The sequence below is a fragment of the Cytobacillus sp. Bac17 genome (genome assembly GCF_024519925.1).
Taxonomy (GTDB): domain Bacteria; phylum Bacillota; class Bacilli; order Bacillales; family Cytobacillaceae; genus Cytobacillus; species Cytobacillus pseudoceanisediminis.
In genome coordinates, this window is the sequence record NZ_JALJRC010000005.1 from 69,465 (window position 1) to 83,195 (window position 13,731).

General features: G+C 43.7%; 15 protein-coding genes. 12 read left to right on the forward strand and 3 right to left on the reverse strand.

Going from position 1 to position 13,731, the window contains the following annotated elements; genetic code table 11:
* The first annotated feature begins 89 nt into the window (after positions 1-89).
* The 3 genes from NR125_RS09295 to NR125_RS09305 all read left to right on the forward strand — a co-directional run bounded on the left by NR125_RS09295 (position 90) and on the right by NR125_RS09305 (position 2,747).
* Entirely contained in the window at positions 90-452 is a 363-nt protein-coding gene (locus tag NR125_RS09295; RefSeq protein ID WP_009333910.1) for a Na-translocating system protein MpsC family protein, read from the forward strand.
* A gap of 133 nt (positions 453-585) precedes the next feature.
* Complete coding sequence (locus NR125_RS09300; RefSeq protein WP_256815147.1) at positions 586-1,608, forward strand: Nif3-like dinuclear metal center hexameric protein; 1,023 nt, start codon at positions 586-588, stop codon at positions 1,606-1,608.
* Positions 1,609-1,625: 17 nt separating this feature from the next.
* Positions 1,626-2,747: a hypothetical protein gene (locus tag NR125_RS09305; RefSeq protein WP_256815148.1), complete on the forward strand. Its 1,122-nt coding sequence runs from the start codon at positions 1,626-1,628 to the stop codon at positions 2,745-2,747.
* Between the two features lie 48 nt (positions 2,748-2,795).
* Here NR125_RS09305 and NR125_RS09310 read toward each other — a convergent pair whose 3' ends face one another.
* Positions 2,796-3,260: a hypothetical protein gene (locus tag NR125_RS09310; RefSeq protein WP_192908793.1), complete on the reverse strand. Its 465-nt coding sequence runs from the start codon at positions 3,258-3,260 to the stop codon at positions 2,796-2,798.
* Positions 3,261-3,474: 214 nt separating this feature from the next.
* Here NR125_RS09310 and NR125_RS09315 point away from each other — a divergent pair, with 214 nt between their 5' ends.
* Entirely contained in the window at positions 3,475-4,113 is a 639-nt protein-coding gene (locus tag NR125_RS09315; protein WP_192908792.1) for a hypothetical protein, read from the forward strand.
* Between the two features lie 670 nt (positions 4,114-4,783).
* Entirely contained in the window at positions 4,784-5,350 is a 567-nt protein-coding gene (locus NR125_RS09320) for a competence protein ComK (protein WP_256815150.1), read from the forward strand.
* Positions 5,351-5,439: 89 nt separating this feature from the next.
* Here NR125_RS09320 and madM read toward each other — a convergent pair whose 3' ends face one another.
* Both madM and madL read right to left on the reverse strand, forming a co-directional pair.
* Positions 5,440-6,204 (reverse strand): malonate transporter subunit MadM, encoded by a 765-nt coding sequence (gene madM, locus NR125_RS09325; protein WP_256815152.1) that lies wholly within the window; start codon positions 6,202-6,204, stop codon positions 5,440-5,442.
* Positions 6,185-6,598 carry a malonate transporter subunit MadL gene (gene madL, locus NR125_RS09330; RefSeq protein WP_009333917.1) on the reverse strand — a complete coding sequence of 138 codons (414 nt, stop codon included), beginning with the start codon at positions 6,596-6,598 and terminating at the stop codon, positions 6,185-6,187. Before madL ends, madM begins: the two co-directional genes overlap by 20 nt.
* A gap of 288 nt (positions 6,599-6,886) precedes the next feature.
* On the opposite strand from madL, the gene NR125_RS09335 reads away from it, so the two are divergent.
* The 7 genes from NR125_RS09335 to NR125_RS09365 are packed head-to-tail and all read left to right on the forward strand — an operon-like array spanning position 6,887 to position 13,649.
* Positions 6,887-7,552 carry a GntR family transcriptional regulator gene (locus tag NR125_RS09335; protein WP_256815153.1) on the forward strand — a complete coding sequence of 222 codons (666 nt, stop codon included), beginning with the start codon at positions 6,887-6,889 and terminating at the stop codon, positions 7,550-7,552.
* The gene (mdcH, locus tag NR125_RS09340) at positions 7,549-8,475 is read left to right on the forward strand and encodes a malonate decarboxylase subunit epsilon (RefSeq protein ID WP_256815154.1); all 927 of its coding nucleotides are present in this window, start codon (positions 7,549-7,551) and stop codon (positions 8,473-8,475) included. The genes NR125_RS09335 and mdcH overlap by 4 nt, the downstream gene beginning before the upstream one ends.
* 29 nt (positions 8,476-8,504) lie before the next feature.
* A complete protein-coding gene (mdcA, locus tag NR125_RS09345) occupies positions 8,505-10,151 on the forward strand; it encodes a malonate decarboxylase subunit alpha (protein WP_256815155.1) in 1,647 nt (548 codons plus the stop codon).
* A gap of 18 nt (positions 10,152-10,169) precedes the next feature.
* Positions 10,170-11,039 carry a triphosphoribosyl-dephospho-CoA synthase gene (locus NR125_RS09350; RefSeq protein WP_256815156.1) on the forward strand — a complete coding sequence of 290 codons (870 nt, stop codon included), beginning with the start codon at positions 10,170-10,172 and terminating at the stop codon, positions 11,037-11,039.
* Positions 11,040-11,057: 18 nt separating this feature from the next.
* Positions 11,058-11,369: a malonate decarboxylase subunit delta gene (locus NR125_RS09355; protein ID WP_256815157.1), complete on the forward strand. Its 312-nt coding sequence runs from the start codon at positions 11,058-11,060 to the stop codon at positions 11,367-11,369.
* Positions 11,347-13,038: a biotin-independent malonate decarboxylase subunit beta gene (gene mdcD / locus NR125_RS09360; protein WP_009333923.1), complete on the forward strand. Its 1,692-nt coding sequence runs from the start codon at positions 11,347-11,349 to the stop codon at positions 13,036-13,038. Before NR125_RS09355 ends, mdcD begins: the two co-directional genes overlap by 23 nt.
* Complete coding sequence (locus NR125_RS09365; protein WP_192908787.1) at positions 13,032-13,649, forward strand: malonate decarboxylase holo-ACP synthase; 618 nt, start codon at positions 13,032-13,034, stop codon at positions 13,647-13,649. Before mdcD ends, NR125_RS09365 begins: the two co-directional genes overlap by 7 nt.
* Positions 13,650-13,731 lie beyond the last annotated feature (82 nt).

Consider the following 13,731-nt stretch of genomic DNA (forward strand, 5'->3'; position numbering starts at 1 on the left):
TTTAATATAAACACTTTACAGATAGTTTTAACTATGATAAATTCTATTTATCAAATGATTCTGAAATTTCAAAAAGATGGTGTGAGTAAATGAGTTGGACTGCTGGCCCATTTAAACAGGAACTTATCAAGGACTATAACAATATTAACCTTCTTTTGTTTAACATTGGTGTCAAAAGTCAAAGAATCGACTTTTTGGGGGATAAGATATTAATTTTCGCCTATCATAAGAGAATTCCTTCTCTTAAACATTTGGACGAGATTAATCGCTTTGTAACCCGAATGACTGACATTGCCATCATTGATAGTTATAAGGAACACTTAAGGAATGTCCTGGAAGAAAAATATGGGATGAAGGTACTTTCTATTTTAAAGGACTATGATCCCGTTACTGAACTTTCAGGTACTATCATTACCCTGGATCGCGATACAAGTGCCTATATTTCCAGGTAACTAAATAATGATGACTGGTCCATTGAACTCTTAAGAGTGCATAAAAACCGTCAGTACAATCTCGCAGACTAGAGTCTGTTTGATTTGTGCTGACGGTTTTTTTTTATAAAAAAATAGAGGAGGCAGCAACATTATGAAAACAGTAGAAGATGTATTGATTGCGCTGGATGACCTTACAGGAGGAAGAGTGATTAAATCACTAAATGATATAACGAGAGGGGAGCATCCCTTTGTCCTCATGAAGTCTTCCAACATTCCCGGAAAAGAGATTATCGAAACGCCTGGTCTTGTCTATGGTGACATGAAAAAAGAAGTAAAAAAAATAGCCGTTGCTATGACAATGACAGAAGGAAGTATCGAACTTGCCGGAGCTACTGGTGTCGATGCCATTGTTGCTCATCATCCGATAGCTGAAGCGGCTAATTCAGGTGGTGTTATTTTGAAGAACTATCTGGATTTATATAACGTAGCTGCATTTGAATTGCATGAAGCTTTCCACGGTTTACATCCTGGCATCCCATTTTTGCACGGCCATCAGGTCTACCGGACAGAGGTTTCTTATGGAGGAGTACACGGAAATATTTTATATGTGGGAAAAGTAATCCCAGAGGTGAACACTCTCGGAGATATTTTAACCCGGTTAGATAAATATATGGGTCTGCAGGACGAAGATGATCTATTACATACTGAAAAGGAGCTTCGCACTGCTTCATCTCTGATTGAAACAAGTACAGTGACGCGCGGGAGAATTGTTGTTGGAGAAGAAACCAGCCCTGTGAACAATATTGTGCACATTTTCCCGCATACGGGATTTTCCCCTGATCATTTGCGGCAAGTCATCAAAGAACACCCGGAAGCTGACACTGTTCTCGCTTCCATTAGCCGGGTTTATGATGGACATCCCCTGATTGAAACGGCTAAGGAGTTAGGAGTTAATTTTATTATTGGCAACTGTCATGTGTTAGAAATACTCGAAAATGGTTTACCTTTAGCTTATGCCTTAGACAGACTGCTGCCAGGTGTTGAAGTCGTTGTTTTCCGGGAACGTGTGACAAGCATGTCCATAAATGAAATGGGATCACCTCATTTAAAGAAATATGCAGAAGAAATGGCTGCTGGTTATCTATTGAAAAAAACGGCTGTCCATACGTTATAGAAAAGGAGTGCAGGTAGATGAGCGAGGTTAAATCCTTAGTACAAAAAAATATAGAAATAGAAGAGACTGGTACCCCGATACCTTTAACCAGAAAATGGACACAAATCGAAGTAGTAGGTCTTGGTTTAGTAATAGCCTCACTGTTGGTATTGTTAATCTCTCCAGGAACATTAGCCGGGTTATTTACTTCCATTGTCGATCAGGTTTTCCCGGTTATCGTAGAGATATTTTTAACCGGCACGGTAGGAGTTTCCATTATTGTTAGTGTCATTTTAGGCCGGGTACTGGAAAGGCTGGGATTTACGGACGCGTTAATTCGGATATTTATCCCTGTTACAAAGCTGATGAAAGTAAATTCAGCTGTTATTATTCCGAGTATTTATAATATTCTTGGTGATATAAATGCTGCCGGAAAAATTGCCGGACCGATTTTGATCCGTTCGGGAGCAACAAAAGCAGAGCAGAAAATAGCGGTAGCAACCATGGTTCAATCTCAGCAATCTTTTGCTACATTTATGTTAGGCATGGTTGCATTAACGGCTGTAGGGGCCAATGCCTTTGTAGTCGTTGTGTTAGCTGTTTTCATGCCTGTCATTGTTGTCCCGTTTCTGCTATCTAAAACCATTTATCGGGATACGAAAGCTGTCCAAATTGCAAAGCTGCCTCAATTCACACCCAATACTGGATTTCTTCCAACATTATTTAATGCAGCCAGGGAGGGAGCAGAGCTTTTATTCCTTCTCATTATTCCGGCTGCCGCTGTCGTGTTTGCTGCCATTGGCGTTTTGGACTATATCGGAATTTGGTCAAAATTTGAGTCCGGCTTATCAGCAGTATTGTTAGCTCTAAATATTCACCCGGAGACTGGTATTCTTTCAATTTTGGCTAGTCCGGCGCTTGCAATGGCCCAGTTATCAGAAGTTGCGGGCTCTTTGGACCCGCGCTTGGTGATTGGATCTTTCGTGCTGGCGTCATCGGGATTACCCCTGTCAACAATCTTTGGTCAAATCCCGGTTATATGGGCAGCTAATTCTGACCTCAGTGAAAAAGAAGCATTGGGAGCAGCTGTATTAGGAATCGTTATGCGTATATTGACAGCCTTTTTAATTGTTTATTTCTTAACACCGATATTGGTTTAATGATCGGAGTGAAGGTGAAAAAATGGCTTTAAGGATTGTTTATAAGGTCTAAATTTTACCCAGTAAAAAAGATAGATCGATAAAATATTGATCTGGAGGGTTCCTTTCAATTGATTGGGGACCCAGGTGGAGCTCTGTTTTGCTTAAAAGATTGTTTTCCTCGCTCCATAAGAAAAGAACGGCCGTTTGATGAAAGGGTTCCATAATCCCTTTCTTCTGTGCAAGTAGTTCAATTTTAAGATCATCCAGGAGAAAGTCAGGCCGGCAAATAAGCTTACAAGGTGCTGTTTGTAAAGGTTCATAGTGATTGATTGTATGTTCAGACAGATGGTGAATCCTCCCTGTAGCTGCAATTCTTTTATCAGGGAGAATCAGTCCAGTTTGATGATAGATGTCTCTTCCGATGGATGAAGGGATTTTTTTTTTGTTCCATAGGACGGACATTGAAAAAGTGTGGCCTGGCAAAACGGTCCATGCTCTTTTGGCTATAAGTTCAAATCCGATAAAGGACATGGCTCTCCCTCTTTTCTGCTGCTCGTTACTGATGTTTATGCGCTAAAAAGCAAAAATATCTGCTATGATTCCATCAGCGTAAAACTTACTATTTATGAACATAGCTATTATTCAAGAACCATTCCGATTTTTTGATACCCCTCCCTGATAAGATATGAATATACCAACTAACTGGTATTCAACAAGAGAATTTTAATAACAGGGGGAAAAAATTATGAGAAGCAAGCACTTTTTAGGCCTGGTGATATTGGCAGCCTTTTTGTTCATCACAGGATGCAGCAGTGAGGAAACAAAGGATACAGGAACGGAGGAAACGCCAAAAGAAGCTGATAAGAAGAGTGAAGATGAAAACGAGTCTGTCAAAGTGGATAAAGGTCTGTTAAATGTAGAGGTAACGTTGCCAGCTTCCATGTTCGAAGGTGAAGATATGGATAGCTCCATTGCAGAGGCCGAAAAGGAAGGCATTAAAGTCACCAGGAATGATGACGGTTCAGCGACTTATAAAATGTCTAAGAGTAAGCATAAGGAAATGATGAAGGAGATGGAAACTGAGCTGCAAAAAACCATTGCGGATACGAAGAATGGTGAAGATTATCCGTCTGTAAAAGCCGTTTCGCACAACAAGGACTATTCAGAGTTTACTTTAGAAGTGGAAAGAGAAGCTTATGAAAACAGCTTTGATGGATTTGCCGTGTTTGGACTTGGACTATCCGGAATGTTTTATCAGCTATTCAACGGGGTGAGTCCTGAGGAATACGAAGTAAAGATCTTGGTTAAGGATGCGGCGACAGGCGAGGTATTTGACGAGATCATTTATCCGGATGCAATGGAAGAGACAGGGGAAGAATCTTAAAAAGCAAATGAAAAATGCGTGCCTTGTTAAGATAGGGCACGTGTTTTTTTTAGAATTTATAAATCATTGAGCCGGACCAGATGGAATCTCTGTTCATTCTCAACTTGTTTTACGGAAGAAGTTCACAAAATATTCGAAATTAGAAAATAAATTTCTTTTCTTCATCCAAGACTTTTCTGGCAATGGCTAAAAAATGAAAGGATAGGTGTTATTTGTGACATGCATCACAAATAACAGTCATATTTTGAATCCAGATAATTTAAGTGAACATTATATTTTTTCTTCCCCAGTTTGTCAATAGTATAGAAACAGCCTAAATAAATAAAATCAAGAAAAAGTAGTGATAATGACATAGTTTATCAAAAAAAAATAATTTACAATAATCAGACAAAATGCCTATAATAGACCTCGGGAAGAGGGATATTACAAATTTTGGTTCATCAGCAAGAAACTAAGGGTCCTGTATCAATCTGGTGAAAAGGTATTGATCACTCAGCTGAAGTCTCAAAGGAGGTGAGTAATTTGTAAGCAAAATAAAAACCCTCAGGCAGGTCCTGGCAGACGAAAGCCTGAGAGTCTCAGTGAGATGGAGTATACCAGCTCATAAGTTAGTATACTCCTTAAATTTCATTTTTTAAATAGTTAAATTAAAAGGAGGCTTTTACTAACGATGGAAGCAACGCAAATAAGGAGATATATTATTGTTCCTGAAACGAAATCGATTAGAGCTCAGTTTAATGATAATGGGGAATGCCACAGTCTTATTTTGGAAGGTGACTATACGTTTAAGGTAGATATGAAACCCGTCGAGATTATTGATGAAAGCCTCAAGTATTATGGCTTTGACTTGAATGGGGCCATCTGCGGTTCGAGAGCCATTCTTGGCCCATGCAAGGCAGTGCCTGTACGAATTCCAGGAGAGATTAACATGTATTGGTTTCCTCATACTTCGCCGGGGCAGGAGGAGTGTGTGTGGTTTGCTCTTCATCATGTAGAAGCCATCTTGCCTGAAAATCATGATCTATCAAACGTTTATGTGAGCGGCGGACATTGCTTTAAGCTGAATGCTGCTGAAAAAGATCTTACATACAAATATGATCGGACAGAGAAGCTGGAATCAAGAATATCCAAACGCACGGTCAACACCTTCAGCTTTATTATGGAAAGAACAACGAGTACCTACACCGTTGAAAAAGGGAAGAGGAATTACTTTATCACAAGGAAAAAGGATAAGTAGAAGCTGGAGCCTGTTCCGATAAACTGGGGGCAGGCGCCCATTACAGCAGAAAAAAGCGGCATAATGCCGCTTTTACTGATTTAATGTATTTAACCGAACACAGCTTTTGTCATTAAAAATAACACAGATGGTGCCATCAGACAGCCCAGTCCCGTGTAAAAGGTTGCCGTAACCGCTCCATATGGCACCAGCTTTGGATCGGTAGCAGCCAATCCGCCGGCAACTCCGCTTGTCGTTCCCATAAGCCCTCCGTAAACCATTGCCGTGCGGGGGTTATTAAGGCCAATATACTTTGCGACAAAAGGTGTTCCGATCATCGTAAGAATGGATTTTACTAAACCCGCTGCGATACTGAGAGTAATGACTTCAGAGCTGGCTCCAATCGCCGTTCCTGTTACAGGCCCAACTATGTATGTTGCAGTGCCGGCACCAATTGTTGTAAGGCTGACCGCGTCTGTATATCCAAATGCCAGGGCAATTCCAACTCCGATTACAAAGGAGAGGACAACACCCAAAAAGAGGGAAACAACGCCATTTACACCGGCTTTTTTGATTTCACTGAAATTGGCGCCAAAGGCAGTGGCCACAATGGCAAAGTCACGGAGCATGCCTCCGCCCATCAATCCGATTCCAGCGAAAATGCCGATGTCAGAAAGGCCTTTTTCACCGCCGGTTACCATTCCGCCAATATAGGCGAGCACCAATCCAAGAGCTATGGCTATGGCTGAACCGTGTATTCTGCCTTTTGTCAGTTTATCAGAGAGGAAATAAGAGACGAACATTGTTAATCCTACCACAGTGAAAGCAACGATAAGGCCATTGTCCGTGAGTGCATTACCTAATATTTCTAACACGCTGATCCCCTCCCGTCATTTCATTTTCCAGCGTTTCGTCTGTATTGCCGCCCTTGCTTAGAATAGGTACGATCGCCCAGCTGATCAGAACTGCAGCAACTCCCGCGGTTAGGGCAAGAGGTCCTCCGTCCAGAGCTGCAATCACATTTTGCTGAGCTGACATGGCAATAACGATGGGAATATACATGGCGCTCCAGAACGACAACCCTTCCTGTGTCGGAGCCTTTAATTTATCTTTCTTCTTTAAGTATTCAGCCAGAAGGATTAACATCAGCATGGCAATGCCTACACCGCCGACATTTGCGTCTATTCCCAGAATGTTTCCAAGAAGATCTCCCAAAAATACACCAGATAATAAACAGATAGATAATAAAGCAACCCCGTAAATAACCATCTCATCTCTCCTTTAATATTTTTGCACTGAGCTAAGGAACAGAGAAGCATAGAATCTATTAATCTGACTGAACTTAGGGGCCGGTAATCAAAGATCGCAGAAAAGTAAGCGTTTGCATTTTTTATAATCTACAGTCGACTGTATTCCTAGAACCCATCATAAAACGAATGAAAAGACGAAGTCAATTAATTTTTAAAATTTTCTCAAAATATTGAATTATTTAAAATGTAACGTTATAATTAAAATCGACAGTCGACCAAACATTTTCACACTGAAGGAGACAATGTCATGAAAGCGGATAAATTTAATCAAAATGCATTATCAAATCATATAGCGGAGCATATTACCGAACAAATCATAAAGGGAGAGCTGGTTCCTGGGGATAAATTGATAGAGCATATTTATGCCGAAGAGTATGGAACAAGCCGTGCACCAGTAAGAGAGGCCATATACTTGCTTTCGATTGAAGGGCTTGTGGAAAGGATACCCCGTAAAGGAGCCATCGTTAAGGATTACACGGAAAACGAAATTTATGATTTGCTGGAAATTCGTATCATGCTGGAGTCAATGGCTATGGATAGAATCAGCAGAAACGGAATTGATGAGCATGAGCTGAAAAAAATGAAAGCGCTTCTAGACAAGATGAACGATGTTACGGATGTTCATCAGTACACGCAGCTGAACCACTCTTTTCATACGGCACTTATAGAAATGAGCAAAAGTGAAACGATCAAGACCATGTATTCCCGACTTGGATGGCCATTGCTGAGAATACAGAGTCTTTCATTTGCCAGCCAGGGAAATATTGAAAAGTCAGTGCGTGAACATGATCTATTAATTGGCCTTTTAAAAGATGGAAAATTAGACGAGGCAGCAGAATTGCTCACAAGGCATAATCAGGATGTAATAGCCAGCATGAAACGAAAGATGGGCAAGCGGGAGGGAATGGAATGAAGCTTGCATTCGTATTTCCCGGCCAGGGCTCCCAAAAAAATGGTATGCTGCACAGCCTGCCGGACCACCCAGCCGCTCTTGAAGTTCTGCAGGAAGCAAGAGATGTAATAGGGGAAAATGTCTTAAATCTCGATACTGACAAAGCCCTAAAGTCCACTGTTTCAGTTCAATTGTCTTTGCTTATTGCGTCAGTGGCTGTATCAAAAGCATTTAAAGCGGAAGGGGTGAGGCCGGATTTTGCTGCAGGTCATTCAGCCGGAGCCTTTGGAGCTGCCGTTATGTGCGGGGCGATGAGTTTTACCGATGCTTTGGAGATTGTAAAGCTGAGAGGAGAGCTGATGGAGCAGGCTTTTCCATCGGGCTATGGGATGGGGGTGATTACTGGTTTTGATGCCAGGATTGTATATGAAATCACTGCTGCCATTTCTTCAGACGAGAATCCGGTATATCCCTCGAATATTAATGCAGCAGACCAGGTAACCATATCCGGCTCCATTCCGGGCATCAAGAAGGTTCTTGATCAAGCCGGCCAACGAGGCGCAAGGACGGCCGAGCTTCTGAATGTAAGTGTGCCATCCCATTGTCCTTTGCTGAAATCAGTCGGTGATTCTTTATATGACAAGCTTGCTTCTGTCCATATCCGTGCCCCTTTTATCCCATATGCCGCAAATCGGACAGCAAGGCTATTACGGGATCCGGAGCAAATTCGAGAAGACCTCGCTTATAATGTTTCGCATCCGGTCCGCTGGTATGAAATCAGCTCTTTGCTTTGTGAGCATGGCACAAGGCTTTTGATTGAGATGTCTCCAGGGAATGTCCTGACCACATTAAATAAAAGAACTCTGCCTGGTGCCCGCTCTGTCTCCGTGGATGAAAATGGGTTAGATAATTGCCTTTTCCTGGCAAAGAGATTTTGTTCTTAAAATATTTTAATAGAGAGGGGAATTTTATCATGCAGGCTGCCAAACAGCGATCCTGGAATACACGTCTTGAAGCCAAGCAAAAACGATTAGAGAGAATGAAAGGCATCACCAGCAATCGAATTATTCCAACCAGCCAAATTGTCGAGGCTCTCGAAACACTGATTATGCCGGGCGATCGGGTGGTGCTTGAAGGGAACAATCAAAAGCAGGCATCCTTCCTTTCAGCTGCTCTTGCTCAGGCTGATCCGAAAAAAATATTCGATTTGCATATGATCATGTCCAGCATTTCCCTACCTGAACATCTCGATATATTTGAGTATGGCATTGCCAGCAAAGTGGACTTCTCATATGCCGGCCCGCAAAGTCTTAGGATGGCGCAAATGCTTGAAGATGGGAAGCTGACAATGGGAGAGATTCATACATATGTAGAGTTATATGGAAGGCTCTTCATTGACTTGATTCCTTCCGTGGCTTTAGTGGCCGCGGATAAAGCTGATTCAGAAGGCAACTTATATACTGGCCCCAATACGGAGGAAACACCGACACTTGTTGAAGCGGCAGGCTTCAGCAGCGGAATTGTCATTGCACAGGTGAATGAACTGGCTGATGAATTGCCTCGCGTAGACATTCCAGGCTCCTGGATTGATTTTGTCGTTGTTGCTGACAAGCCTTATCAGCTTGAGCCGCTATTCACACGTGACCCTCGCCATATTACTGATATTCAGATTCTGCAGGCCATGATGGTCATTAGGGGAATCTATGAAAAGCACGGAGTGAAATCTCTGAATCACGGGATAGGCTATAATACGGCCGCGATTGAACTGCTTCTTCCTACTTACGGTGAATCCTTAGGCTTGAAGGGGAAAATTTGCAGGCATTGGGCTTTGAATCCTCATCCTACACTCATTCCGGCCATTGAAAGCGGATGGGTAGAGAGTGTCCATTGTTTTGGCGGAGAAGTAGGCATGGAAAAATACGTCGCTGCCCGGCGTGATGTGTTTTTTACCGGTCATGATGGAAGCTTGCGCTCAAACCGGACACTTTGCCAGCTTGCAGGACAATATGCTGTTGATCTATTTGTAGGCTCGAGCCTGCAGATTGACGAGGCTGGAAATTCTTCAACTGTAACGAGAGGACGGCTTGCCGGCTTTGGGGGAGCGCCGAACATGGGACATGATCCGGGAGGAAGGCGCCATTCCTCTCAAGCGTGGCTTGACATGATGACGGACACTGACCCGCTTGCACGCGGAAGAAAATTGGTTGTTCAGGTAGTTGAAACCTTCCAAAACGGAAATAAACCTGTATTTGTTGAATCGCTGGATGCTGTAGGAGCTAAAGCAGATATAGGCCTTGAAACAGCGCCTGTCATGATTTATGGGCATGATGTGACACATATAGTCACCGAGGAGGGCATTGCCTATCTATATAAAACGGATAGCATGGAGGAGCGGAGGCAGGCCATCGCAGCCATTGCCGGTGTGACCCCACTTGGCCTGAAGCATGATGTAAAGGCGACGGAAAAATTAAGAAGAGAAGGATTAATCGCTCTTCCGGAGGATCTCGGAATTAGAAGGACCGATGCAAAACGATCCCTGCTGGCTGCCAAAAATGTTGAGGAGCTTGTGGAATGGTCTGAAGGGTTATATGAACCGCCTGCCAAATTTAGAAGCTGGTAAAGGGGCTGATTGGAAACAATGAAAGACTTAGAATCTTACAGCCTAAATCTTGGAAAGCTGGCCGTACAATCACTCATTGAAGAGGCTGAGCTGACGCCAAAACCAGGACTGGTCGATAAGAAAAGTTCCGGCTCGCATAGAGATATGTCATTAAACACAATGATTCGGTCAGCTATTGCACTTGAGGATACATTCAGGGTAATCGCTGAAACAAGCTTTAACCGGACCCCTTCTCAGGAGCTGCGCGAAGAAATCGCCATGATTGGCAGGCGGGGTGAACAGGAGATGTTCCTGGCTACGGGTGGAGTAAATACCCATAAAGGAGCGATATGGGCATTAGGGCTGCTCGTTTCAAGTGCTGCAATGGACCTGGGGAAAAGCCCGGGCAAAGAGGTAGCCGTTCAGGCAGGAAGGCTAGCTCTATATAAAGATCGAAACCTGCCTGCCGGTAATACAAATGGCAGCCGGGTTAAAGCAAGGTTTGGAGTGGACGGAGCAAGGGGAGAGGCCGAGCAAGGTTTTCCCCATATCAGACAGATAGCGTTGCCAGTTCTTGAAGAATCAAGAGAAAGAGGTCTGAAGGAGAATTTTTGCAGGCTAAACGTACTTATCGCACTGATGGCAGAGCTAAATGACACATGTATTATGCATAGGGGAGGTGCAGAAGCCCTCGAAATCACAAAGGCTCATGCAAAGGAAATAGTACTGGCAGGAGGGGTTTCTGCCGACAAAGGATGGCAGCTGTTAGAACAATTGGATCAATTGTTATGCAGCATGAATGTATCACCGGGCGGAAGCGCTGATTTGCTTGCCGCTGCCATTTTCCTGGATTATCTGGATCAGAATGCGAAAAGCGAGTTTAGGAGATTAGAAGCTTTAAAAATTTAGCAGAAGGAGAGCTGCCGAATGGAGAAATTGAACTTTCGCTTTCCTGCAACTCAAATACTTGAATCAAATGCCCATGTGGGAGTTGTAGGATCAGGCGACCTGGAGATTTTAATGGAGCCATCCGACCAGGGATATGCAGATGTAACAGTCCGTACTGGTACAACAGGCTTCAATCAAATATGGGAAAAGGTATTAGAACGGTTTTTCAGCCATCATGCTATTTCAGCAAACATTAAGATCAATGATTTTGGGGCAACTCCGGGCGTTGTATCATTAAGGCTCTCACAAGCATTGGAGGTGGGCAGAAATGCTGGATACATTAAAAAATAGCTTTGTAGAGTGCGGAGGCAGAGAGCGTGCAAGAGTGCTTATGGATGAAGGCACATTCAGGGAGCTTTTGGGACCATTTGAAGGTCTTGAATCCCCCCACCTGGAACCGCAGGGCATTGTTCCCCAAAGTGATGATGGGGTTGTGGTCGGCAAAGGAAAAATAGAGGGGAGGCCGGCAGTCGTCATCTCCATAGAAGGCAGCTTTCAGGGAGGCGGTATTGGAGAAGTTTCCGGTGCGAAGATAGCTGGTGCTTTAGAGATGGCACTTGTTGAAAATAAGGCCGGCCATACTATCTATCCTATTTTTATCTTTGATACAGGGGGTGTCAGACTCCAGGAAGCTAACTACGGACTCTTATCCATTGCCGAAATAGGCGCAGCGATCGTGGCATTAAGGGAATACGTGCCTGTTATAGGAGTCATTCCCGGGAAAATTGGCGCTTTTGGCGGGATGTCCATTAACGCAGGATTATGCAGTACGTTAATCATTACCCGTGAAGGCCGGCTTGGATTAAATGGGCCAGAGGTAATCGAGCAGGAAGCGGGGATACAGGAGTTTGATTCAACTGACCGTAAGCATATTTGGGGCACGATTGGAGGCAGACAAAGGGTGGCTTCAGGTTTTGCCGATATTGAGGCTGAGGATGACATCGCCGCTTTCAGAAAAGCCATATTGTCTGCCATCCTGCAGGGACCTGTGGAAAAGCCAAGAAGCTCACAGGTTGAAAGGTATCTTGCTTTTCTTCGCTCTATAAATACTTCTGCCGTGCTCACTCCTCAGAAAGTTCAAGATTTGTGGGCAGAAACTGACTATTATCATTCAGAAGAGGATGATAGTGATAGTAAGAATCATGTTGTGAAAATCAAAAGCAGGGGGCATAGATGGTTTAACCTTTTGTCTGCCGGCAGCCAAAACATCAGTGCAGTTCCTTCGGTTTTATGTTCCGATTCAAAAATCGGCGATGTATCAGTTCGCTTCCTGGCAGTTGTGCCGGATGAATCAAGCCGGTTCCCTCGAGCACGTTCTGGTGAATTTGGCCTGGAGCAGGGATGGATGATCGCCAAGCATGTCCGTGATGCAATCGAAGAAGATAAATATAAGGAAGAAAAACGCGCAATTGTAGCGGTTGTTGATGTTCCAAGCCAGGCTTACGGGTACCGTGAAGAGCTTTTGGGAATCCATCAGGCATGTGCTGCAGCTGCAGATGCCTATGCAACAGCAAGATTGTCCGGCCATCCGGTCATTGCTTTTATTCCGGGAAAGGCTATTTCAGGTGCATTTTTATCACATGGATTGCAGGCGAACCGATTAATTGCCTTGGATGATGAAGGGGTCAATGTCCATGTGATGTCCAAAAAATCTGCTGCAAGAATCACGCAGAGAACCATTGAAGAACTTGAAGAAGCAACCAAAAAAGTGCCGTCAATGGCTTATGATATCCGGTCATTTGAAAAATTGGGGGCGCTCCATGAATTGATTTCCGATCTAAATGCTGATGCACCAGGGGAAGCTGACCGTGATGTAATCTTTAACAGAATACAGGCAGCAATCAAGGACATCCAAAATTGTCCGCGTGATTTAAGCAGCAGGCTTTCCTCCGATTTTGCCAAAGAAGGAGGAAGATCCGCTTCCATTTTGGTCAGAAAGATGCTGGCGGACCAATGGTAATCGAGCCGCACGACTTATTGAAGATTGACGCAAAACATCTCATAAGCCATACACCAATTCCGGACTGGGCGATTCAAGCACTGAACATGGCACCCTATGTGGTTGTCCGGAGGGCACATGCTCCGAAAGGGCAGATTGCTGTAGGGATTAGGGGGAAGGCAAGGAATGAAAGATTCGGTGCCTTTCTGCCAGCAGATGCGATCATTTCCCATATCAGGCCTGAAGATTTAACAGCAAGCACTCTTTGGGAAAATAAGCCATCACCTGTATTCTTATCTCTTACCATAGCAAGTGAGATATTGGCAAAACATAAACTGGTATGGGGGCCAGGGGGAAGTGCCGGGTTTGAACTGGCCACCGGGAACGTGACTGTAACAGCGGAGAGCGATCTTGATCTTATACTGCGTGCTCCAGAGCCGATCCCAATTCATACAGCAGCAGAGATAATGAATGTAATGAAGAGCTGCCCTGCAAGAGTCGATATACAGGCTGAAACGCCAGCGGGTTCGTTTTCTTTAGCGGAGTATGCAAGTGGTTCAGACACAATGATGGTGAAAACGAAATTTGGACCATTACTCTGTGAAAACCCTTGGAAAAGTAAATTGAATTAATCAATGGAACTGCTGGAAAACCCTTCTTAGTAAATTAAGAGGGGTTTTTTGAGCTTTGGCAATCTTTTTGCCGGATGGAAGT

What these genes read in the sequence shown, in the direction of transcription:
- NR125_RS09295 (WP_009333910.1), top strand. Translation starts at nt 90, where the DNA reads ATGAGTTGGACTGCTGGCCCATTTAAACAGGAACTTATCAAGGACTAT.
- NR125_RS09300 (WP_256815147.1), top strand. Translation starts at nt 586, where the DNA reads ATGAAAACAGTAGAAGATGTATTGATTGCGCTGGATGACCTTACAGGA.
- NR125_RS09305 (WP_256815148.1), top strand. Translation starts at nt 1,626, where the DNA reads ATGAGCGAGGTTAAATCCTTAGTACAAAAAAATATAGAAATAGAAGAG.
- NR125_RS09310 (WP_192908793.1), bottom strand. Translation starts at nt 3,260, where the DNA reads ATGTCCTTTATCGGATTTGAACTTATAGCCAAAAGAGCATGGACCGTT.
- NR125_RS09315 (WP_192908792.1), top strand. Translation starts at nt 3,475, where the DNA reads ATGAGAAGCAAGCACTTTTTAGGCCTGGTGATATTGGCAGCCTTTTTG.
- NR125_RS09320 (WP_256815150.1), top strand. Translation starts at nt 4,784, where the DNA reads ATGGAAGCAACGCAAATAAGGAGATATATTATTGTTCCTGAAACGAAA.
- madL (WP_009333917.1), bottom strand. Translation starts at nt 6,598, where the DNA reads ATGGTTATTTACGGGGTTGCTTTATTATCTATCTGTTTATTATCTGGT.
- NR125_RS09335 (WP_256815153.1), top strand. Translation starts at nt 6,887, where the DNA reads ATGAAAGCGGATAAATTTAATCAAAATGCATTATCAAATCATATAGCG.
- mdcH (WP_256815154.1), top strand. Translation starts at nt 7,549, where the DNA reads ATGAAGCTTGCATTCGTATTTCCCGGCCAGGGCTCCCAAAAAAATGGT.
- mdcA (WP_256815155.1), top strand. Translation starts at nt 8,505, where the DNA reads ATGCAGGCTGCCAAACAGCGATCCTGGAATACACGTCTTGAAGCCAAG.
- NR125_RS09350 (WP_256815156.1), top strand. Translation starts at nt 10,170, where the DNA reads ATGAAAGACTTAGAATCTTACAGCCTAAATCTTGGAAAGCTGGCCGTA.
- NR125_RS09355 (WP_256815157.1), top strand. Translation starts at nt 11,058, where the DNA reads ATGGAGAAATTGAACTTTCGCTTTCCTGCAACTCAAATACTTGAATCA.
- mdcD (WP_009333923.1), top strand. Translation starts at nt 11,347, where the DNA reads ATGCTGGATACATTAAAAAATAGCTTTGTAGAGTGCGGAGGCAGAGAG.
- NR125_RS09365 (WP_192908787.1), top strand. Translation starts at nt 13,032, where the DNA reads ATGGTAATCGAGCCGCACGACTTATTGAAGATTGACGCAAAACATCTC.